The following is a 20,970-nucleotide window of genomic DNA, read 5'->3' on the forward strand; positions in this document are numbered from 1 at the left end:
TAAACTTTGATTCAGAGGGATTAAAACCTCCCTCTGAATTAAATCTCATTATATTTTAAGGTAGGTGTCATCTATGTCTATAAAGGGTCGAATTCATTCTGTTGAAACCTTTGGTACCGTTGATGGACCAGGTATTCGCTATATTGTTTTTTTTCAAGGTTGTCCTTTAAAGTGTAAATTTTGTCATAATAGGGATACGTGGAATTTACAAGGAGGCAAAGAAACAACTGTTGAAGCTGTAGTAGAAGATATTAAAAAATATATTCCTTTTATGAATGCCTCTGGGGGTGGTGTTACCATCAGTGGCGGTGAGCCTACCCTACAAATGGAGTTTTTGTTGAGCTTACTGAAGGAGTTAAAGAAATATGACATTCATGTTGCTTTAGATACTTCGGGTTTTATAAAGCTTCAACCGGAATTAGAGGAAATATTAAAGTATATTGACCTAGTTCTTTTAGATATAAAGCATATGTCTCCAAAAAAACATAAAGATTTGACCGGGGTTGCTAATGATCGTATCTTATCTTTTGCAAAATATATCGATGCTAAAGGAATAGATATTTGGATCAGACATGTTGTTATCCCTACTTTGACCAATGGAATAGAGGATATTGAACTAATGGCACAGTTTATTCTTTCTCTAAATTCAGTAAAAAAGGTGGAACTTCTACCTTATCACTCTATGGGAAAATTCAAATGGAAAACTATTGAAGGTTTTTATCCTTTAGAAAACATTCCAGACGCTACAGAGGGTGACCTTTTAAAAGCAAAGCATTCATTTGCTCAATACGGGTTGAATATTTCATCAGAATCTAAACTTGCATAGTAAAACAGAAATCCTTTAGTGTTTTAAATCATTGCTAAAAAATGATTTATAAACGTTAAAGGATTTTTTATGACAATGGGACAGGGATTTCTAGATAAGAATTCTTTTGTAATTGTATCACCTTTACATTCTGTTATATTATCAGCTATACTAGTAATATAACAAAACACTGTAATTTACTAAACTAAAGGAGGTTTTACATAATGGAATTTACTATTGGTGTAGTTACCGCCAGTGACAAGGGCTCCATTGGCCAGCGACAGGATACAAGTGGTCCTTTAATCGCTGAAATTTTACAGGATTTAGGAGGGATTTTAAAGGAATATGTAATTGTTCCTGACGAAAGACAAAAAATTGCTGATACCCTTCAATATATGTGTGATGTTACAAAGCTAGATGTTATTTTTACTACTGGAGGTACGGGCTTTTCTCCTAGAGATGTTACACCTGAAGCAACTCTTGATGTTATCGAAAGACTGGTTCCAGGTATCCCTGAAGCTATCCGGATGAAAAGCCTTTCTATCACTCCTAAGGCTATGTTATCCCGTGGTGTAGCTGGTATTCGAAAACAAACCCTCATTATTAATTTGCCTGGTAGCCCTAAAGGGGTTCGAGAAAGCTTAGAGGTAATCTTACCAGCTCTTTCCCATGGTATTGGTATATTAAAAGGTATTGAAGGAGAGTGTGGTAATCATAAAAAATAAGCACAAAAGTGTGCTTATTTTTATTCCTCTCTTATAAAATCTCCAGATTTTCCACCTGTTTTCTTTACTAATTTTACTTCTGTTATTTTCATGGCCCTGTCAACTGCTTTGCACATATCATAAATAGTTAGAGCTGCTACTGAAACCGCCGTCAAAGCTTCAATTTCAACTCCCGTCTTACCCGTTGTTCGAACAGTGGCTTTAATATCTATTTTACTGTTTTCTTCATCGATGTTAAAATGGATATCTGCTCCAGTTAAGGTTATATTATGGCACATGGGAATAAGGGCACTAGTATTTTTGGCTGCCATAATACCAGCTACTTGAGAGACTGCTAAAACATCTCCTTTACTAATGGTTTGATCTATTATTTTCCTTAAGGTTTCTGGCATCATATAAATACTTCCACTAGCTACCGCTTCCCGCTTTGTGTTTAATTTATTCCCTACCTCCACCATTTTTGCTCGTCCTTCTTCATTAAAGTGAGTAAACCTATTCATTATTTTTTCCTCCCCTTTAAGTTATTTAATCCTCTACTTGAATAATTTCTTCTTCCATATTTTCAATGGCTTCGTCGATTAGTTCTTCTACATTAAGTAATCCTTCAGAATGTAAAATTCTTTCTAATCTAGGTTGCGTAATCGGATGCTTTGGTAAAAAAACTGTACAACAGTCTTCAAAAGGAAGTATAGAGGTTTCATAGGTGCCAATTTTTTTGGCTAAATCCATAATATCTACTTTATCCATAGCAATTAAAGGCCTAAATACTGGCATTTCTACTGCTGCATTTGTTACATGTAAGCTTTTCACCGTTTGACTAGCCACCTGTCCGATGCTTTCACCTGTTACTAATGCATCACAACCTGATTGTTGGGCTATTTTTTCAGCAATCTTCATCATGAAACGTCTTGATAAAATAGTCATTTCTTCTTCAGGACACTTTTCATTGATTTCCTTTTGGATGGGTAATAGATTTATAGACCGTAATTTAAAATTTCCACAATATGAAGCAATAAGCTTTGCCAAATCCACTACTTTTTCTTTGGCTCTCTCGCTTGTAAAAGGATAACTATGAAAATGAATAGCTTCGATTTCCACACCACGCTTCCCTACAAGCCATCCAGCTACGGGACTATCAATTCCACCTGAAAGCAATAACAGTGCCTTCCCATTGGTTCCTAAAGGCAGACCTCCAAAACCCTCTATTTTTTTGCTAAAGACAAAGCCCCAATTTCTTACCTCTATATGAATGCTAACATCTGGGTTATGTACATCTACTGCCAATTGGTCAACATTACTTAGAATAAATCCTCCTATTTCTCTACTAAGTTCTGGGGACTTCATAGGAAAGTTTTTATCTCCTCTTTTGCTCTCCACTTTAAAGGTTTTTATATCTCCGTCTTCCATTCTTAGCTTCATTTCTTCTAGGGCTACCCTTTTCATTATATCCATATCCATGGGAAATCTTTTAGCAGGACTTATTGAAACAACACCAAAAACCCTCTTTACCCTGTCAATAATTTCATTTTCATTATACTCTTCTACATCAACATAAATTCTACTGTGTTCCTTATAGACCTTCAAATTTCCCAAATCTTTTAGGGCTTGTCGAATATGCTTTACAAGTTTGTCTTCAAAAAATCTTTTGTTTAATCCTTTTAGTATGATTTCTCCATACCGGATAATAATTACCTTATCCAATGATTTCTCACCTCTTAATAATTTTCCTTAAACTAGTTAAGTGTTTTTTTATTTTGTCTACTGCATAAGCTATTTCTTCTTCTGTATTGGTGTAGCTTAAACTAATTCTTATAGCACTATCTATATAAGCTTCCTTCATGCCCATAGCCTCTAGAACATGACTATAGCCTCTTTTCTTAGCTGAACAGGCAGATCCTGAAGATACATATATACCATCTCCCTCTAAGCTATGGAGCATAATTTCACTTCTAATCCCCAGTAAGGAAACATTGATAATATGAGGAGCATATTCCTCATTTTCTTTACTGGTAATAGAAATATCCTCTAGCTCTTGTTCCATTAACTTTAGCAGATAACTTTTAACATGCTTTATTTTATGTATATTTTTTTCTTGGTTTTCTATCATCAACTCTACAGCTTTACCTAATCCTAGTATACCAGGAACATTTTCAGTTCCACTTCTTAATGAAGCCTCTTGTCCCCCACCAATTAAGAAGGGTTTTATCTTTACATTGTTTTTTATGTAGAGGGCTCCAATCCCCTTAGGTCCATGAAATTTATGTCCACTTATGGAGAAACTATCCACAGATAAATCTCTGAGGGCAAATTTAATTTTTCCAAAGGACTGTACACCATCAACATGGAATAAAGCTTTGGGATTCTTTTTCTTTATGATTTTGCCCACTTCATTAATAGGTTGTATACTGCCAATTTCATTATTCACATGCATAATACTGACTAAAACTGTATCTGAAGAAATCACCCTTTCTATTTCTTCAAGAGAAATGAAACCATTTTCATCCACATCTAAGTACGTTACCCTATATCCTTCGTCTTCTAATTCATTGTAAAGTGCTAAAACAGATTTGTGTTCTATCTTTGATGTAATAAGATGATTGCCATTTCTTTTATTAGCCTTGATTAACCCTCTGATGGCTAAGTTGTTAGCCTCTGTTCCTCCTGAAGTGAAAATCACTTCCTTTTCGCTACACCCTAAAGCTTTTGCTACCGATTTTCTAGCTTTTTTTATTTCTCTTTCTATTTCTACACCTTTTCTATGTAAAGAAGATGGGTTCCCATACATCTCTTTAAGAGATTTTAACATAGCCTCTACCACCTCATCTGCAGGCTTAGTAGTGGCAGCATTGTCTAAATAAATTTCCATAATTCAACACCCTCACTATTTTATGCTTTGGTGTATTGCTAGGACCCCTGTTTTTGGTGAATAAACTAAACGACTGCCTCCAAATCATAGCTTTGGGCCTTCTCCTTATTTAATCCAGAGATCAAGCACTACATCCTCAAAGTAAACTCCACTACAATTCAGTGGGATCAAAATTTACTCCGAATTAGGTTTCATTTTATTACAGCTACTATAATATATAAATAATATTTATTTGTAAAGTTTAACTCCACTAATGTTAGTGTTTCCTAATCTATTTGAGGCATACACCACCATTTAGGAAAGGAAAAGATTATCTTAAACTATCATGAAACCTACTATCCTTTATATAACAAATGAATACTGTGACAGCTTTTAGTATCCTAAGGATTCTCCAATAATATATACCTTTAAATCTACAGCCATAGGCTTATGATTGATAATTACTGTTACATTACACATTCTTTCTTCACTTAAACAATCATTACAGCTTCCTGTAATACTACAGGGAGTTTTCAAACCTAATCGTTTGGCATTGGGAGGACAGGCTTCTTTCTTTATTCTATCCATAGCACTAACTAAATCATGGCATATTTTGTTAACTCCACATAGGACAATTACTTTTTTAGGACCATAATACATACCACTGACTCTATTTCCCATACCATCTATATTCACTAACTCTCCATTTTCCGTTAAAGCATTGGTACTAGTTAAATAAACATCTGCATTGGCTGCTTGTCTTCTGGTTTCATCTCTTTCTTCTGGTTCTACAAGCCAATGCCAATATACATTTTTGTCTTTATTGGCTAAGGTTTCATGAAGCTTCATTTCCATAATTGTCATAGAACCACCGATACCTATATTTTTAAAATTTTTGGTTTCTCTAAGTATTTCTTTCTCAGCTTCTTCTCTAGTGCTAAAATACTTAGCAGGAATTTTTCTCTTCTCCAAATTATTTATTACTATTTTTATACGTTCATTCATTTCCATCCCACCTTTTTTTATTTTATCCTTTGGTGTACTTGTACTGCTAAGACTTCCTCTCCTTATAGATAAACAAACTAAGCGACTAACATAAAATTAAAGTTTTTGATTATCTCCTTATGAATTAAGTCTCATTTTATATCTTTCTATATTATATACTATATCGATAGTTCATCCAAATACTTAAGAAATTTATTTAAACAAAAAGTAATTCCTAAATATTTTTCGATGATTTTCGACAAAACGTTGCGTGTTTTGTCGAAATTTGTTATAATCTATATGTGGTTATCCCCCTGATAACCTCGTAAATATAATCTCTATTCCCAATACCCCTTTTAAACAAACTATATTTTTATTTCATCCGGGTTTTTTTACCCGGACTTTTTTTATGTATAGGCCATGTTAAAGATAGATGTTGATATTGTATAAATAAAACTATGACAACATATTGAGGGATTGTCGCTCTCAGCATAGCAAAGAATCTTAGATTGTTCGGTTCCCCTCAGGATGACAGAATTTAAAAATTCATAGAATGTGAAAATCAACAGTAGCGTTTAACAGAGTCTATGTATAAGAAATAATAAATCTTACCACAATCTAAATAGAAGTTCTCTATTTTCCTGTATTTTCACAACCTAAGTTTATATCTATTTCTTTGAAATGAATAAATTAATTTGTTAATATATAGTTAAGTATATCATTTTTATTAGGAGGTTATTTATGAGTAAACCAAAAGTTGCTATTATTTTTACTGGTGGCACTATTTCAATGTCTGTAGATCCCAGAGTTGGTGCAGCAATTCCTTCCCTCTCTAATGAAGAAATCATGTCTCTAGTAACCAACATAGACAAATTTGCTGAAATTGAAGCTATTAATTTTTCAAAGCTACCAGGTCCCCATATTGATCCTACTATGATGATGGAACTACAAAGCCTTGTTGTTAAAACAATACATAGACCAGATATAGCCGGTGTTATTATTACCCACGGAACTGATACCCTTGAAGAAACTGCTTATTTATTAGATTTAACAATCAAATGTTCCAAACCTATTGTAGTTGCTGGTGCAATGCGAAACAGTTCCGAACTTGGTTATGATGGACCAAGTAATTTAGCAGCAGCAGTGTGTACTGCTATCTCCCCCCATGCAATGAATAAAGGTGTTTTAGTTGTAATGAATAATGGAGTTAATGCAGCCAGCGAAGTTACCAAAACAAACACATTAAGCTTAGATACTTTTAAATCCTTAGAGTTTGGTGCCCTCGGCATAGTGGATAACGATAAAGTTATTTTTCATAGAGAGATAATTGATAGACAACATATCCCTGCCAAATCTATTGAGTTAAATGTAGATTTAATTAAGTGCGTTGCGGGTATGGACTCTCGATTACTAAAATACTGTATCGATTCAGGGGCTAAAGGTATCGTCATCGAAGCCCTAGGAAGAGGTAATGTCCCACCTAAAATGATAGAGGGTATAAAGTATGCTATAAATCATAATGTTGCTGTTATGATGGTTTCTAGATGTCCTACAGGTCGTGTTTTAGATACCTATGGTTATGACGGTGGTGGACGACAACTAAGGAATTTAGGAGTTATTTTAGGAGGGGATTTGCCAGGCCAAAAAGCCCGAATTAAGTTAATGTTAGCCTTAAGTATAACTACTGATTTAACTGCTCTAAAGGAAATCATTGAGTATAGTCAGTATCAATAGCTTTATTTCCCTGATATCTAGTCACTGCTATTTAAAATACTTTATTAACCTATGTGTTAATAAAGTATTTCTTATTTTATTAACATAAAAGAAGGATTTTTTTGAAATTTATAGAAAATTTAAACATATTTGTTTTATATGCTATCGCCGTTTAGCAAACCAACATCTTTTATTAACAAAGGGAGGCGTATATTATTAAACATATAGAACCATTATTAGATTTATTACCTATAGGTATTATAATCTTTAATGCTCAGGGAGAACTCTATTATTCAAACAAAAAGGCTCTAAAGCTTCAACATGACTTTTTAGAAATTAGTAATAGTACTATACTATCGGTTATTCTTAAGTCCATCGATTTAAATGTTTTTGAAGTAATTTCTTTGGAGCCTGAAAAAAAATTTATGGGAAATGTTTTTATTCTAGAAAAAAACAAAAATAATCCTATCTATGGCGGTTTTTTATACCATTGTGATGAAATTCATGGGATTATCCCTAGTAATCATTTTGAAGATTTTGATTCCATATTGGATTCTATTCAAGATGCTATTACTATTGATGATAAGCACGGTAATACATTATGGGCAAACAAAGCCTGTGAACAGCTATACGAAATACAAAGAGAGGAATTAATAGGAAAAAATGTTGAAGTATTAGAAAAAATGGGTATCTTTTCTCATTCTGTAGTTAAAGAAGTCCTTAAAAAGAAAGAACAGATTTCTATCCTTCATAGTAATAAAAAGGGTAAAAAGATACTAATTACTGGTAATCCTATTTTAGATCAAGAGGGTAATATTTATAAAATTATTAGTACTTCCAGGGACATTACAGAGCTTATTGTTTTAAAAAATGAATTAGAGGATATCCAAAATCAATTAGAAGAGCTACGGGAAAAACAACAAATTGTGATAAATAATTTTATTATAGAAAGCCAAATAATGAAGGATATATTACAATTGGCCAAAAGATTAGCACAAGTAGACTCTACTGTACTAATTACTGGAGAATCTGGCGTAGGAAAGGGAGAAATCGCTAAATTTATTCATGAATCAGGTTCTCGAAAGGATCATTCTCTCATCAAAGTTAATTGCGGTGCTATTCCAGAATTATTGTTGGAATCAGAGCTATTTGGATATGAATATGGTGCCTTTACTGGTTCTAAAAAACAAGGAAAAAAAGGTTTATTTGAATTAGCCCATAGGGGTACAATCTTTTTAGATGAGATTGGGGAATTGCCTTTAAGTCTTCAAGTCAAAATATTGCAGGTCATCCAAGATAAAGAAATACAACGGGTTGGTGGATTAACATCGATTCCAATTGATGCACGAATTATAGCTGCTACTAATAAGGATTTGCAAAGCATGGTAAACGAAAAAAAGTTTAGAGAGGATCTTTTTTATCGTTTAAATGTTGTTCCTATACATATACCCTCCCTCAGGGAAAGACCTGAGGATATTTTTCCATTAATAAGACATTTTTTACGGAAATATAATAAAAAATTTAATATGTCAAAACGATTAGACTCTAGTACTGTAGCTATTTTAATGAAGTATACATGGCCTGGAAATGTTAGGGAATTAGAAAATATTATTGAACGAGTAATTATTACTACACAACAGGATAATATATCCCCCCAAAACTTACCTAATTATATTATAAATGAAAGTGAGAATTCATCTGATATTAAAATTTCCTCTGCAACAAAAAATCTTAAAGATACTATTGAAGAAATAGAAAAGCAAATTATTCACAAAGCAGTGACAAAATATAAAACCACTAGAGAAGTTGCTAAAGTCCTAGGCGTTAGTCAACCTACTATCGTTAGAAAAATGAATAAGTATAAGATTGCTGAAGTTATTCTACAGGATTATGATACATCTTCTAGTTAATAGTAAATCATACTTAATATGGACTTATGGATTATTAGCTTCCTATCAATCCATAAGTCCATATTAACAGCCTCTTTAGACATTATACTTTATAACCGTTTATTGAATTTTATATCATGTTAATCTCTTACATTCTCTCATTTAAGTGTTTAATAATAATCTTATGGAATTTTTTATACTTTGTTATTCTAGGACAATTTTTTTTCATCTCTTCTACAAATCTTGATGGCTGAAGCTTTTTATCTTTTTTATACAAAGGAGAGCTAATATACAATAATTCCTTAGCCCTTGTCATCCCAACATAAAACAATCGTCTTTCTTCTTCAATAAGATGATTATCTTCAAGGCTTTTGGTATGGGGAATAACATCCTCTAAAACAGATACAATGATTACAGCTCTAAACTCTAATCCTTTGGCTCCATGCATCGTCAACAGTTGAACTTTATTTTGATTTGTTTTATCATCCTCTTTTACTTTAAAAGTGTTTTTAAAGTCTATCACATGTTGAAGGAATTGTTGGGGGTTAGAACGTTTTTTTGTTATGTCTTCTAGTTCATCTAATATTTCAAATAGCTTAGCCCCTCCAATACTTTTATCCCTACAATAGTCTTCTATATATTGGTCATAGCCTACTACCTCTCGTATATAACTAAAAGCCTCGTAGGTGCTAAACCCTCTTATCCGTTTTAAGTCCAACTCTAAATTCTCAAGATACTTCTTTTGATAAGTCTTTAGATCTCCTTTCAATTTTAAAGATGTAATTAAATCTTTATGATGATCCATGACTTGTGACAGAGCTTTTCTAGTTATGTATCTTGTTGGTTTATTGATAATACGTCTTACAGCCTCTTTATCTACTGTGTTATGGGCAGCAATCAGGTAGCTAATTATATCCTTTGCTACCCAATGATCGTATAGATTATATACATGATCTCTAGTAATATACGGAATATTATGGTCCAATAAGGTATCAATTATTGAAGTTGCTGTTATATTGGTTCTATAGATAATAGCAATTTCTTCATAGTTGTATCCCATCTTAATTAGTTGATGAATAATATCGGTAACCCTTTCATTTTCTTCCTCTTTATCTTTAGGGGTAATATAATTTATATCCACTCCCGGTTCTAGCATGGGAAGGATATTCTTTTTTACACGATAGATGTTGTTTTCTATTAAGCTGTTGGCGGTATCGATAATCTTTTCTTGTGAACGATAGTTTCTATTTAGTATGACTTTTTTAGTGTCGGGGTATATCTTGTCAAAATCTAATATAAATCGAGGTTTAGCGCCTCTGAAACTATATATGGATTGGTCATCATCTCCCACCACAAATAGGTTATTGCTTGGCTTAGTAAGAAGCTGAATAATTGCAAATTGAATACTATTTATATCTTGAAACTCATCTATCAAGATATAGGTAAAGGATTTTCTTAGTTTTTGTAGGATTGCAGGGTTATTGTATAACAATGAATAGCATTCTGTTAGCATATCGTCAAAATCAATTTTTTTACAGTCTTTTTTATAATTTTCATAGGCTGTAAGTACTCTTTGAAAATCCTTTAGGCCAATAGATTGAGGTTGAAATTCATTGTCCTCTAGGAGTTGATTTTTATACAGGGATATATCTAATAATACATCTTTTACAAATTCTTCATCCTCATAATTGTCTAATTGTAAAGTTTTTATTATATTCTTACCAACTAGATATCGTTCTCCCTCATTTAATACATTTTCTAACCTATAAGGATAATAGCTTTTTATAATTCTAAAAAAAATCGAATGAAAGGTCCCAAAATTCACATTACCATCCTTTTTAGGGATAGTTGTTATCATCTGCTGAAATCTCATCTTCATTTCTTCTGCAGCAGCTTTAGTAAAGGTAATCACTAGAATATTATTTGGATTTACCTTATGATGCTGAATTAAGTGGACAATTCTATAGGCAATAACCGTTGTTTTTCCTGATCCAGGACCGGCATAAACCATACAGGGGCCTTCGTAGTGTTGTACTGCTTCTATTTGCTCTTCATTCAATTTATTAAATATACTATCCATAACTCACCTCTTTACTAGCAATATATATAGGTATTATATCAAATTCCCTATTAAAGCTATAGATATAATACCTATATAATATATCTAACTCCATTCTATTTAAATATATCTACAAAAATTTAAAAACTAGTACATGTGTACTAGTTTTATGGAATTGGTGCCCAGAGGCGGAATCGAACCACCGACACGGGGATTTTCAGTCCCCTGCTCTACCGACTGAGCTATCTGGGCAAATTGGTGGGCTCAAGTGGACTCGAACCACCGACCTCACGCTTATCAGGCGTGCGCTCTAACCAGCTGAGCTATGAGCCCTTATGAATTTTTAAATGGTCCGGGTGGAGAGATTCGAACTCCCGACCCCATGGTCCCAAACCATGTGCGCTACCAAACTGCGCTACACCCGGATGATGGCAGGGGCGACAGGATTTGAACCCACGACATTCGGTTTTGGAGACCGACGTTCTACCAACTGAACTACACCCCTATTCAGTTTATTTTATCATGGTGGAATCTAAGATGAAATATGGTGGGCCTTCAGGGACTCGAACCCCGGACCTGCCGGTTATGAGCCGGACGCTCTGACCAACTGAGCTAAAGGCCCTTATTTATAAAATAAGGTGTTTATTAAGTTAAATGGTCCGGGTGGAGAGATTCGAACTCCCGACCCCATGGTCCCAAACCATGTGCGCTACCAAACTGCGCTACACCCGGATGATGGCGGAGAAGGCGGGATTCGAACCCGCGCGCCGCTTACACGACCTAACGGTTTAGCAAACCGTCCTCTTCAGCCTACTTGAGTACTTCTCCTAATAGCATAAAAATTAATTTTATGGCGGAGAGGGTGGGATTCGAACCCACGGCCCCTTTCGGAGTCACTGGTTTTCAAGACCAGCTCCTTAAACCGCTCGGACACCTCTCCATAAGTGGTGACCCATCCGCGACTCGAACGCGGGACACCCTGATTAAAAGTCAGGTGCTCTACCGACTGAGCTAATGGGTCTTATATTATTAAATTAGTGGAGCGGGTGAAGGGAATCGAACCCTCGCGGTCAGCTTGGAAGGCTGAAGTTCTACCACTGAACTACACCCGCATACATATGGTGCCGAAGACCGGAATCGAACCGGTACGATCTTGAAGGACCGCAGGATTTTAAGTCCTGTGCGTCTGCCAGTTCCGCCACTTCGGCACTGTTGCTGGCTCCAGAGAGAGGACTCGAACCTCCAACCTACCGGTTAACAGCCGGGTGCTCCACCATTGAGCTACTCTGGAAGGTTAATTTAAGCGATAAGCATATTATAATAATAATTGTGCTATGTTGTCAAGTAGGATTTTAAAATAAATTATTGCCAGCTATTTTAACCCTTCACAACTGTTACACTTAATTTAACGACATATTCTATTATACACTTTTAAATAAATTTGTCAACATATACAAGCCTATTTTTTATATATAATTTTATGTAATTTTTTACATATTATACTTTTAGTGTATATTTATTGATGCTTAAATATTTTCTTTATATTATGCATCATTTTTACAATTGTATATGCCTATTATTTACTCTTATATTATTGTGGCTATATGAAGAAAACTATATTTGAAAAGACTTTTATTGATAAAGCTTAATTGTAATTGTACTTAATTGGAGATTAAATAAAGGATGGTGACATATAATGAGTACCTCTGTAAATCCTGGACTTAAATTTGTTACAAAGGCTTTCCAGTTTGAAAAACAATTTGCAGCTAACAACTATTTTGGCGAAGATAAAGATAATCTCTTTAAATATAGGGAAGGTAGTATACCTATTATTGTTTCAGCACCCCATGCTGTAAAGCAAATAAGAAGTTTTAAAGTAAAAAAGCCTGATATTTTCACAGGAAGTATAGCTCTATTATTAGGGGATATTACTAATTGTCATGTGATTTATCGTACCTTCACTGGGGGAGGTGATTCTAATAACGATATAAACTGTCCATATAAAAATTTTCTTTTGAAAAAAATTAAAGAGCATTCTCTTGCTTGTTTAATAGATCTCCATGGTTTAGATAAAAAAAGAAATCTCACAGTTGACGTAGGCACCCTTAATGGCTTATCTATTGGTAAAGAAATTGAAAGTATTATTGTTAATAGCTTTAAAAGCCAAAATATCATGAATGTACGATTTAACCATTATTTTAACGCAGATAAAGCTGGAACAGTAGTAAAAACTATATGGGATGATATAGGAATTCCTTCTTTCCAATTAGAGATTAACGGACTATATAGAGATGTTAGTAAGGAAGAAAATTGGGATCGATTTTCTAGAATAGTAAAAAGTCTACATTTAATGATTTTTAAAATATATCAAATGATGGTATTAGATAAAAATCTAAATACTATAAGGTCTTCGCCCCAAGTAGCTGCTAGAAAGCACTAGGAGTTCAGTATAGATACAATATCAGCTATGAGTTTGTAACTCATAGCTGATATTGTATCTAAAAAAATTCCCTGTTTAGATAGTAAAGACATATTTTTACCTAAGATATTTTTATGCTTATATTTATCTAACAGCATTGATGAATTTCACTTGAAAATCTAAATCTTTTTGTACGATAAGGTTGAAACAACCGTAATCCTGAGATAGTTTAAACAGATTGTGCAATGGCATCTTTAAAATGAGGCGTTGAACTGTTTTGAGACTTGGTATAGTTTCAAGTAGCTTCTCCTTTTTCATCTGTTCATGGATTTTGAGAGCTTCATATCGGCCCTTACTTTCCATATAGATTCTAGGGATATGTTCTTTAATTAGTTTATTTTTAATGATTCTAGACGATTCCTTTGGCTTTTGAAGGTATGATTAGTTGTATTGTAGAGATCAACTAGCATTTTGTTAAAATCATCGTCATATCGGTTATCGTTTTGTTTCATGTGGATACTTCTTTTCAGACATAAATATTATATCCTAATTTTCGTGTCTATACTTTTATACTAACACCAAATCTATAATGTTAATAAATATAGGATTAATTATGTAACTTTATTTAGATGTTTTAATGTAGATAATCAGTATTCTATTAATTTAATAAGGAATTCTAAGAAAACGACGAGAAACATTTATACATGTCCAGTTAGGCTATAGCACTCCACACATCTTAATCTTTATTAACTAAACACTAACATCCATAACCAAGATATGGGCATAACAAACAGTAATGCAGGAAGTAGACTAGACAAATTCATCGATTTAATTTCTGCTATTCTAAGTCCTGTAACAAAAGCAATTACTCCTCCACATGCCATAAAATCAGCTACCATGTAAGGTGTTACATATGGTGTAATGAATCTTGATAATAAAAATAAACTAATGTAGATTAGAAATTGAGGAATAGCTATTAGACAAATTGATATTCCCAATGTAGAAGCAAATATTGCTGAAGCAAATAAATCTAAAACAGATTTTGCAACTAGAATTGAAGCATCATTAGTCATCGCTTCAGTCATAGCACCCATTAGGCCTGTACTACCAGTACAAATTAGAATCAAAATACTTATAAATTTTTCTGTAGATTGATTTCGATTTATCCCATTTTTATTAACATAATGTTCTTCAACTGATTTCAGTTTAACAGAAAGTGATTTTAGTTTATCTTCAAAACGAAATCCTTCACCAACAATAGCACCTAATATTAATGCCAACATAACAGCTGATAACGAATTTATTTTACCCATAAGTGTAATTCCTATGGTAATTGAAGTAATTCCAAATAATTTAGACAAGAAATCACATATTCGCTGTGGAATATATTTTCCTAAAATACTTCCTAAAATTCCACCCAATGCCACGATTGCACAATTTATTATAATTCCATAGGGCATAATATAACACTCCTTATTAATGCATTAGATACCATTAAAGTAAACTACTTCCAACATTTTGCTGCAATAAATTATAGAAATAAAAAACAACATAAATTCTAATACTTGTGTAAAAAAGGCTCCAACACCATACACAAGGATGATTTAAACTTATACCTATCACAAGTATTGGCAATAACCAAGAAGTTGTAAATTTCATAGAAGCTCTAAATTTAAAGTTATCAAAACCTTAGTTAAGTCATTTGCCCAATCTAATGACAGGCATTGTTAATATCGATGGTAAAAGAAGTATTTCAAATATCTCTAATAAAATTCTACACACTAAGAATCGTAGCTGTATTACTAAGTTCTTAAACAATGGGCCTTGGAATGAAGGCCCATTAAATGATGTAAGAATAAAGAATAAAGTATATATTAGACTGCTTTTCCATATATAAAATAAGTTAGGTTTAAGGTAGTATGGAATGAGTAAACTTAAGAGCTTAAAAAATTTTCGTCTATAGTTTACTTGGCATATATCTATATTCAAGTTTATCGCTTTAGAAAAAGCCAAGAACAAAATTATGCTATCCTAAGGGATGCTATTACTATATAATTTTTACACAACTGAAATAATTAAATTAATTTTATTGCATAGTTCGCGATTATTACTGAAGCAATTGTTACAGTTGCTATTCCAGCAGTTACAATTTTAGGAACTAAGTAATTTCTTAGGGCTGTGTACTCCTCAGCTGTCTTTCCATAAGCTTTAGCTACATCTTCAGATATAAATAATGTTGTTGGAAAACCATACATACAAGTTAAACTTAATGCAATAGCTAAATAGGTATTGACTTTTGTTATCTTAGCTAACATAACAGACATTATACCTGTACAAACACTTCCAATACCTAATACTACAGCTAAAGGAACAATCATTCCCAGTACATCTTGGGGGGTTATATTTGCAAAGCTTCTAAATAACCCAGCTAAAATTAGTACCATAAAAAGGCCTGAACAACCTGTTTTATTTAAAGAATTTTCATCTAAGAATCCAATTGCAGTAAGAATAATTCCCATAAATAAAGACATTACCATATAATGAATTATTCCATTTGTCAAACCAACTAGCACATTTGCAATTGTAGCTGCAATACCAAGTTTAGCCAATATAACAACACTGGTACTCATCTCAGGTGGTAAATTTAATAATTTCTTTCTTATATTATCTGTTTTTTCTGCCGTAGCTGCATATTGCTCAATAAGTGCATATTGCTCAATATTTCCACGATCTTTTAAAAAGTCAACAGAAGCTTTACGCATCATAATTGTAGATAACGGTAGACCCACAAAGGTTTGTACAGTCAATAACATGCTGCACAGTGCTGCAAGATATTGCATGCCATTTGCGTTAAAATGTTCACTCATAATAATTACAGCAGATATAGATCCTGAGAAAATAGGAGCTCCTGCTATCGCTTGCTCAGGCTCTATAATCATTCCACCAATAATAATTATACCAATAACACCTGTGATAACTGATGTAACAGCAATTAGAATCGTTTTCCACTGTCTTGCAAGTTCTTTAAAGTCTATAGTAGTACCTACACCAGCAATTAATATACCACTAATTACTGAACCTATTTTATCTATACCTGCATCTGTTACTAAAGTTTTAGGAAAACCTAACCAGTAATAGAAAAGTAATAATATAGCCCCAACAAGAGCTTGAGATAACATGGCATTTGTTTTAGAGGAACAAAGTTCACCAATTGCAAATATAACCAATATAATTGTAAATGCATAAATAGCTGTCAAAATAATCACTCCTTCTTATAATTTTATTGAAATTATTATTGTTTATTTTTTAACCAGTTAAATGCACATTCTGCAAATAATGCTGCCCCCATGTGTAGTACCTCTTCATTGTATACTACCTTAGAATTATGATTATGACTTGCCTGTGTTCCTTCTGGCTTGCATCCAATTATAAAGAAAATACTTGGTACAAGCTCTGAAATAAAACCAAAGTCATCAGATACCTGCAGTCTATAATTTGGATCTGTAGTAAAATCAATACCTAAGTTTGATATATATTCCCCCATATCCTCAACTAATTTATGATCATTAATAGCAGATGGACAACTTTCTACTACCTCAAACTTGGCAGTAGCATTAAAAGCTTTAGCTGTTAATTCAACAAGCTTATTGCAATGTTCAATAATTTTTTTTCTAAGCTCAGGATTATAAGTTCGCAACGTTCCCCTTAAAACCGCTTGATCTGGCACTATATTACTTGTATATCCTGATTTTACTTCGCAAATATTGAGAACTACTGCTTCATTAGTAGGGACTTCTTTGACTTGTAAAGATTGTAATGCTAATATAATGTGGGCAGCAACGTTGATGGGATCTATTCCCAAATGTGGTTGACTAGCATGGCAACTTTGTCCCTGTACTGTTATTTCGAGAATATCTGTTGATGATAAGAAGGCTCCCTTTGCAAAGTTTAAATGATTTAATGGTAATAAAGGTTGTACATGTACCCCCATTGCTGCGTCAACCTTTGGTGATTCTAAGATGCCTGCTTTAATCATATCTATGGCACCTGTAAGAGACTCTTCTCCAGGTTGAAACATAAGCTTGATAGTACCTTGTATTTCGTCTTCTCTTTCTTTAAGCAATTTTGCAGCTCCAATAAGAAATGCTGTGTGTAAATCATGTCCACATGTATGTGCATGACCTGAATGTAGGGAAGTAAATTCAAGGCCACTTTCTTCTTGCATAGGCAACGCATCCATATCGGCACGTAACAATATTGTTTTTCCTGGGTTTTTACCACCAATTGTGGCTGTTATGCCACATTTGCATATTTCTTCAGGCTTACACCCTAACTCTATCAATTTTTCTTTTACAAACTTAGTTGTTTTAGGTAATTCTGTTCCTAATTCAGGATTTTGATGAAGATATCGTCTAATTTCAAGTAAATAGTCTTCAATCTCTTTTGATTGTTCTATAAAACTTTTAATGTTTTACACCTCCAATACAATATTTGTTGAATTTAAACTCAACCTACTTTTATAATGCAAGATAACGTAATCCCCACAATGTTATCTTACCATTGTGGGGATTACGTTGTACAATATTTAAAATTTATAATTATATAAATTTTATTTATATTACCGCTATAATTGTTTTTTTACATACTGAATAAATTCTTTTGCGTCTTTAGATAATTTTTGATTTTTATGACTTATAATACCAACAGTATATGTACAAGCAGGATTAAATGGTATCATCACATAAGGTAATTTGCCCTCAAAGCCTACATGATATTGATTGCAATTAAACCAACTATCATAATATGTTAACCCAATCCCATCACTATTAGCAATATGTTCAAAGTAAGACTCTAATTGTAATGCTGTGAATTTGGGATTTATTGAAATTATGCAATCTTCATAAGCATCTTGTAATACATTAAAAATAAAACTATCCTTAGGATTATTTAAGGACAAGGAGATTAATGGTTGCTTCTCAAATTCTTTAAGTAATATATATTCATGGTTGCTTAGTGGATTTTCTTTATTTACACATACACAAACTTCACCTTCAAAAAGTGGATATGTCTGCCAACGTTTTTTTATTTCTTTAGTCAAAACTACAATTCCAAGGTCAAGCATTCCATCTTCAATCTGCCTTAAGATTGATGGGGTTGAACTTTCATTGGAAATAATTTTTATATGTGTATTCATGCTTCTAAATTTATTTACTATACTAAATAAAGCAGAACGCATTTGAATAGAATAGCCAATTTTAAGTATAATATTTTTTGTTGTAGCTAAATCATGTATTTCATTAGTAACTTCTTGTAATGCATTAAGAATATACTGTGCTTTTTTATATAAAACCTCCCCTTCGGGTGTCAACAAAAGACCATCTCGGTCACGTTTAATAAGTTGAGTATTTAAATTTTCTTCTAAATTTTGTATAGCCATCGTAACTGATGGTTGTGTTACATGCAGTTCCTTGGAAGCTTTAGTAAAGCTTCCAAGTCTGCATACAGCCTCATAGTAACTTAATTTACGAAAATCCATATATATCCCTCAATTCTTTTTGCTATTAGATTTTAATGTTATGGTAGATTTAACATAAAATATGACTAAATGTTATAATTAATTGAGTAAATTTCCATTCCCTACTCATTATTTTTACTAAATTTCAATAGCTGTAAAAAGGGGGGGTGACCCTAGAAAGGAGATTTATTATAAGTTCACTCTAATTTTATCAAAAAACTACTAAATTTAAAAGGAATAAAAATAAATAAAATATCTCACAGTGATACTTTTATAAACATTCACCTGACTATTAACCTCAAAGAGTACATTTGCCCTGCTTGTAGTGTCCATACGTTTAGAATGCATGATTACAGAAACCAAGCCATTAAAGATCTAGCTTTTAAAATTATGTTAACCAGCGCAAAAAATAACTAAATCCCTATAGTTTTAATAACTATAGGGATTTAACTGGTGCGCTGTGAGGGATTCGAACCCCCGACCTTCTGATTCGTAGTCAGACACTCTATCCAACTGAGCTAACAGCGCGTATTTAATTGGAGGCGGCACCCAGATTTGAACTGGGGAATAAAGGTTTTGCAGACCTCTGCCTTACCACTTGGCTATGCCGCCATGAAATAAATGGTGACCCATCCGCGACTCGAACGCGGGACACCCTGATTAAAAGTCAGGTGCTCTACCGACTGAGCTAATGGGTCAAGCTGTTTTATTTAAGAACAAAATGGCTGGGATAGCAGGACTCGAACCTGCGAATGACGGAGTCAAAGTCCGTTGCCTTACCGACTTGGCTATATCCCAATGTCAATAATTTGTAATGGGGTGGATGATGGGATTCGAACCCACGAGTGCAGGAGCCACAATCCTGTGTCTTAACCACTTGACTACACCCACCATATAATTAATATATACACAAAATAAAATGGAGCGGAAGACGGGACTCGAACCCGCGACCCTCGCCTTGGCAAGGCGATGCTCTACCACTGAGCCACTTCCGCGAATTGGTGCGGGTGGAGGGACTTGAACCCCCACGGTCGCCCGCTAGATCCTAAGTCTAGTGCGTCTGCCAATTCCGCCACACCCGCGTGATTTTGAGGTTAAGTTCTAAGTTGAGGTTAAGATTTGAGTCATTCTCTGTAAGTTAAAAACTCCTAAAGATTTTACTTGTTTTCTTGACCCTGGTCTTAGGCTTCACCTGTTTTTCACTCCCAACCCTCGAACCCGCAACCTGCTGATTACAAATCAGCTGCTCTGCCAATTGAGCTACACCAGCATATTACCCACTTCGTCGGAAGTAATACTGTATAATTACAATCTTCCTGCCCTGTTTTTAGGTTTTGAATCTCATCTGCATTTTTTATTCCCATAACAGAATTATGGATAAATGGCGACCTGGAAGGGACTCGAACCCTCGACCTCCAGCGTGACAGGCTGGCATTCTAACCAACTGAACTACCAGGCCGCGTTTATTGGTGGGCGCAACAGGACTTGAACCTGTGACCCCCTGCTTGTAAGGCAGGTGCTCTCCCAGCTGAGCTATGCGCCCAATTAATTTGGTGACCCCTAGGGGAATCGAACCCCTGTTACCGCCGTGAAAGGGCGGTGTCTTAACCGCTTGACCAAGGGGCCAAAATGGTAGCGGGGACAGGACTTGAACCTATGACCTTCGGGTTATGAGCCCGACGAGCTACCAACTGCTCCACCCCGCGTTATTAGATGTTTTATATGGCTCCAGAGAGAGGACTCGAACCTCCAACCTACCGGTTAACAGCCGGGTGCTCCACCATTGAGCTACTCTGGAACATTCACGTCGCAACGACCTACTCTCCCGGGCAGTCTCCCGCCAAGTACCATCAGCGCTGAAGGGCTTAACTTCTGTGTTCGGTATGGGAACAGGTGTGACCCCTTCGCTATTGTCACGACATTTCTTGAAGGTAATGTAAAATGTAAAATTAAAGTCAAATCCTTTGTTTCCTAAGGTCTTTATGCTTTTCATCTTCCATTTTCAATTTTTCATTT

Annotated in this window: 15 protein-coding genes, 24 tRNA genes and 1 rRNA gene; 5 read left to right on the forward strand and 35 right to left on the reverse strand. The window is 34.1% G+C overall.

The window, feature by feature from the left end; all coding sequences use genetic code 11:
* Positions 1-73: 73 nt before the first annotated feature.
* Together pflA and BLS22_RS08150 are read left to right on the forward strand one after the other, a co-directional pair.
* Positions 74-826 (forward strand): pyruvate formate-lyase-activating protein, encoded by a 753-nt coding sequence (pflA, locus tag BLS22_RS08145; RefSeq protein WP_090553250.1) that lies wholly within the window; start codon positions 74-76, stop codon positions 824-826.
* A gap of 203 nt (positions 827-1,029) precedes the next feature.
* On the forward strand, positions 1,030-1,530 hold the full coding sequence (locus BLS22_RS08150; protein WP_090553251.1) for a MogA/MoaB family molybdenum cofactor biosynthesis protein: 501 nt from the start codon (positions 1,030-1,032) through the stop codon (positions 1,528-1,530).
* Positions 1,531-1,550: 20 nt separating this feature from the next.
* On the opposite strand, the gene moaC is transcribed toward BLS22_RS08150, so the two are convergent.
* The 4 genes from moaC to BLS22_RS08170 all read right to left on the reverse strand — a co-directional run bounded on the left by moaC (position 1,551) and on the right by BLS22_RS08170 (position 5,380).
* A complete protein-coding gene (moaC, locus tag BLS22_RS08155; protein WP_090553252.1) occupies positions 1,551-2,030 on the reverse strand; it encodes a cyclic pyranopterin monophosphate synthase MoaC in 480 nt (159 codons plus the stop codon).
* Positions 2,031-2,055: 25 nt separating this feature from the next.
* Positions 2,056-3,231 (reverse strand): tRNA uracil 4-sulfurtransferase ThiI, encoded by a 1,176-nt coding sequence (gene thiI / locus BLS22_RS08160; RefSeq protein WP_090553253.1) that lies wholly within the window; start codon positions 3,229-3,231, stop codon positions 2,056-2,058.
* A 7-nt stretch (positions 3,232-3,238) separates the two neighbouring features.
* Positions 3,239-4,396 carry a cysteine desulfurase family protein gene (locus tag BLS22_RS08165; protein WP_090553254.1) on the reverse strand — a complete coding sequence of 386 codons (1,158 nt, stop codon included), beginning with the start codon at positions 4,394-4,396 and terminating at the stop codon, positions 3,239-3,241.
* Positions 4,397-4,768: 372 nt separating this feature from the next.
* A complete protein-coding gene (locus tag BLS22_RS08170) occupies positions 4,769-5,380 on the reverse strand; it encodes a lactate utilization protein (RefSeq protein WP_090553255.1) in 612 nt (203 codons plus the stop codon).
* Between the two features lie 720 nt (positions 5,381-6,100).
* Between BLS22_RS08170 and BLS22_RS08175 the strand changes: the two genes are divergently transcribed.
* Positions 6,101-7,093 carry an asparaginase gene (locus BLS22_RS08175; RefSeq protein WP_090553256.1) on the forward strand — a complete coding sequence of 331 codons (993 nt, stop codon included), beginning with the start codon at positions 6,101-6,103 and terminating at the stop codon, positions 7,091-7,093.
* Positions 7,094-7,497: 404 nt separating this feature from the next.
* Positions 7,498-8,982, forward strand: coding sequence for a sigma-54 interaction domain-containing protein (locus BLS22_RS08180; protein ID WP_143011268.1), 1,485 nt, complete (start codon positions 7,498-7,500; stop codon positions 8,980-8,982).
* Between the two features lie 127 nt (positions 8,983-9,109).
* On the opposite strand, the gene BLS22_RS08185 is transcribed toward BLS22_RS08180, so the two are convergent.
* The 13 genes from BLS22_RS08185 to BLS22_RS08245 form a co-directional block, all read right to left on the reverse strand.
* Positions 9,110-11,041 (reverse strand): ATP-dependent helicase, encoded by a 1,932-nt coding sequence (locus BLS22_RS08185; protein ID WP_090553258.1) that lies wholly within the window; start codon positions 11,039-11,041, stop codon positions 9,110-9,112.
* Positions 11,042-11,196: 155 nt separating this feature from the next.
* Positions 11,197-11,272: transfer RNA gene (locus BLS22_RS08190), tRNA-Phe, on the reverse strand.
* Positions 11,273-11,276: 4 nt separating this feature from the next.
* Positions 11,277-11,353 (reverse strand) — tRNA-Ile (locus tag BLS22_RS08195).
* Positions 11,354-11,368: 15 nt separating this feature from the next.
* A tRNA-Pro gene (locus BLS22_RS08200) sits at positions 11,369-11,445 on the reverse strand.
* Between the two features lie 4 nt (positions 11,446-11,449).
* A tRNA-Trp gene (locus BLS22_RS08205) sits at positions 11,450-11,525 on the reverse strand.
* Between the two features lie 40 nt (positions 11,526-11,565).
* Positions 11,566-11,642, reverse strand: a tRNA-Ile gene (locus tag BLS22_RS08210).
* 33 nt (positions 11,643-11,675) lie between these two features.
* Positions 11,676-11,752, reverse strand: a tRNA-Pro gene (locus BLS22_RS08215).
* A 4-nt stretch (positions 11,753-11,756) separates the two neighbouring features.
* A tRNA-Ser gene (locus tag BLS22_RS08220) sits at positions 11,757-11,848 on the reverse strand.
* A 23-nt stretch (positions 11,849-11,871) separates the two neighbouring features.
* A tRNA-Ser gene (locus BLS22_RS08225) sits at positions 11,872-11,960 on the reverse strand.
* A 5-nt stretch (positions 11,961-11,965) separates the two neighbouring features.
* Positions 11,966-12,041 (reverse strand) — tRNA-Lys (locus tag BLS22_RS08230).
* A 17-nt stretch (positions 12,042-12,058) separates the two neighbouring features.
* A tRNA-Gly gene (locus BLS22_RS08235) sits at positions 12,059-12,132 on the reverse strand.
* Between the two features lie 7 nt (positions 12,133-12,139).
* Positions 12,140-12,228, reverse strand: a tRNA-Leu gene (locus tag BLS22_RS08240).
* 8 nt (positions 12,229-12,236) lie between these two features.
* Positions 12,237-12,311, reverse strand: a tRNA-Asn gene (locus BLS22_RS08245).
* 405 nt (positions 12,312-12,716) lie between these two features.
* Between BLS22_RS08245 and BLS22_RS08250 the strand changes: the two genes are divergently transcribed.
* Positions 12,717-13,460 (forward strand): hypothetical protein, encoded by a 744-nt coding sequence (locus BLS22_RS08250; RefSeq protein ID WP_090553259.1) that lies wholly within the window; start codon positions 12,717-12,719, stop codon positions 13,458-13,460.
* Between the two features lie 368 nt (positions 13,461-13,828).
* Here the strand turns inward: BLS22_RS08250 and BLS22_RS15500 are convergent, their stop codons facing one another.
* The 18 genes from BLS22_RS15500 to rrf all read right to left on the reverse strand — a co-directional run bounded on the left by BLS22_RS15500 (position 13,829) and on the right by rrf (position 20,875).
* The gene (locus tag BLS22_RS15500) at positions 13,829-13,951 is read right to left on the reverse strand and encodes a hypothetical protein (protein ID WP_280139565.1); all 123 of its coding nucleotides are present in this window, start codon (positions 13,949-13,951) and stop codon (positions 13,829-13,831) included.
* 234 nt (positions 13,952-14,185) lie between these two features.
* The gene (locus BLS22_RS08255; protein ID WP_090553260.1) at positions 14,186-14,899 is read right to left on the reverse strand and encodes a DUF554 domain-containing protein; all 714 of its coding nucleotides are present in this window, start codon (positions 14,897-14,899) and stop codon (positions 14,186-14,188) included.
* Positions 14,900-15,514: 615 nt separating this feature from the next.
* Positions 15,515-16,696, reverse strand: a complete 1,182-nt coding sequence (locus BLS22_RS08260; RefSeq protein WP_090553261.1) for a hypothetical protein — start codon at positions 16,694-16,696, stop codon at positions 15,515-15,517.
* Positions 16,697-16,731: 35 nt separating this feature from the next.
* Positions 16,732-17,907 carry a M20 metallopeptidase family protein gene (locus BLS22_RS08265; protein WP_090553262.1) on the reverse strand — a complete coding sequence of 392 codons (1,176 nt, stop codon included), beginning with the start codon at positions 17,905-17,907 and terminating at the stop codon, positions 16,732-16,734.
* Between the two features lie 156 nt (positions 17,908-18,063).
* Positions 18,064-18,975: a LysR family transcriptional regulator gene (locus BLS22_RS08270; protein ID WP_090553263.1), complete on the reverse strand. Its 912-nt coding sequence runs from the start codon at positions 18,973-18,975 to the stop codon at positions 18,064-18,066.
* Positions 18,976-19,405: 430 nt separating this feature from the next.
* A tRNA-Arg gene (locus BLS22_RS08275) sits at positions 19,406-19,482 on the reverse strand.
* Between the two features lie 9 nt (positions 19,483-19,491).
* A tRNA-Cys gene (locus tag BLS22_RS08280) sits at positions 19,492-19,566 on the reverse strand.
* 10 nt (positions 19,567-19,576) lie between these two features.
* A tRNA-Lys gene (locus BLS22_RS08285) sits at positions 19,577-19,652 on the reverse strand.
* Between the two features lie 24 nt (positions 19,653-19,676).
* Positions 19,677-19,752, reverse strand: a tRNA-Gln gene (locus BLS22_RS08290).
* 17 nt (positions 19,753-19,769) lie between these two features.
* Positions 19,770-19,845: transfer RNA gene (locus tag BLS22_RS08295), tRNA-His, on the reverse strand.
* A 29-nt stretch (positions 19,846-19,874) separates the two neighbouring features.
* A tRNA-Gly gene (locus BLS22_RS08300) sits at positions 19,875-19,949 on the reverse strand.
* A gap of 4 nt (positions 19,950-19,953) precedes the next feature.
* Positions 19,954-20,036, reverse strand: a tRNA-Leu gene (locus tag BLS22_RS08305).
* 300 nt (positions 20,037-20,336) lie between these two features.
* A tRNA-Asp gene (locus BLS22_RS08310) sits at positions 20,337-20,413 on the reverse strand.
* A gap of 8 nt (positions 20,414-20,421) precedes the next feature.
* Positions 20,422-20,497, reverse strand: a tRNA-Val gene (locus tag BLS22_RS08315).
* An 8-nt stretch (positions 20,498-20,505) separates the two neighbouring features.
* Positions 20,506-20,580, reverse strand: a tRNA-Glu gene (locus BLS22_RS08320).
* Between the two features lie 4 nt (positions 20,581-20,584).
* Positions 20,585-20,660, reverse strand: a tRNA-Met gene (locus BLS22_RS08325).
* 17 nt (positions 20,661-20,677) lie between these two features.
* Positions 20,678-20,752, reverse strand: a tRNA-Asn gene (locus BLS22_RS08330).
* A 6-nt stretch (positions 20,753-20,758) separates the two neighbouring features.
* Positions 20,759-20,875 (reverse strand): 5S ribosomal RNA (rrf, locus tag BLS22_RS08335).
* Positions 20,876-20,970: the final 95 nt, after the last annotated feature.

Source organism: Natronincola ferrireducens (assembly GCF_900100845.1).
In the GTDB taxonomy this organism is placed as follows: Bacteria; Bacillota; Clostridia; order Peptostreptococcales; family Natronincolaceae; genus Natronincola_B; species Natronincola_B ferrireducens.

Bases quoted from the DNA above. Each gene is read 5' to 3' on its own strand.
- BLS22_RS08255 (WP_090553260.1), bottom strand. From the start codon at position 14,899: ATGCCCTATGGAATTATAATAAATTGTGCAATCGTGGCATTGGGTGGA.
- BLS22_RS08185 (WP_090553258.1), bottom strand. From the start codon at position 11,041: ATGGATAGTATATTTAATAAATTGAATGAAGAGCAAATAGAAGCAGTA.
- moaC (WP_090553252.1), bottom strand. From the start codon at position 2,030: ATGAATAGGTTTACTCACTTTAATGAAGAAGGACGAGCAAAAATGGTG.
- pflA (WP_090553250.1), top strand. From the start codon at position 74: ATGTCTATAAAGGGTCGAATTCATTCTGTTGAAACCTTTGGTACCGTT.
- BLS22_RS08165 (WP_090553254.1), bottom strand. From the start codon at position 4,396: ATGGAAATTTATTTAGACAATGCTGCCACTACTAAGCCTGCAGATGAG.
- BLS22_RS08270 (WP_090553263.1), bottom strand. From the start codon at position 18,975: ATGGATTTTCGTAAATTAAGTTACTATGAGGCTGTATGCAGACTTGGA.
- BLS22_RS08250 (WP_090553259.1), top strand. From the start codon at position 12,717: ATGAGTACCTCTGTAAATCCTGGACTTAAATTTGTTACAAAGGCTTTC.
- BLS22_RS08150 (WP_090553251.1), top strand. From the start codon at position 1,030: ATGGAATTTACTATTGGTGTAGTTACCGCCAGTGACAAGGGCTCCATT.
- BLS22_RS08175 (WP_090553256.1), top strand. From the start codon at position 6,101: ATGAGTAAACCAAAAGTTGCTATTATTTTTACTGGTGGCACTATTTCA.
- BLS22_RS15500 (WP_280139565.1), bottom strand. From the start codon at position 13,951: ATGAAACAAAACGATAACCGATATGACGATGATTTTAACAAAATGCTA.
- BLS22_RS08170 (WP_090553255.1), bottom strand. From the start codon at position 5,380: ATGAATGAACGTATAAAAATAGTAATAAATAATTTGGAGAAGAGAAAA.
- BLS22_RS08180 (WP_143011268.1), top strand. From the start codon at position 7,498: ATGGGAAATGTTTTTATTCTAGAAAAAAACAAAAATAATCCTATCTAT.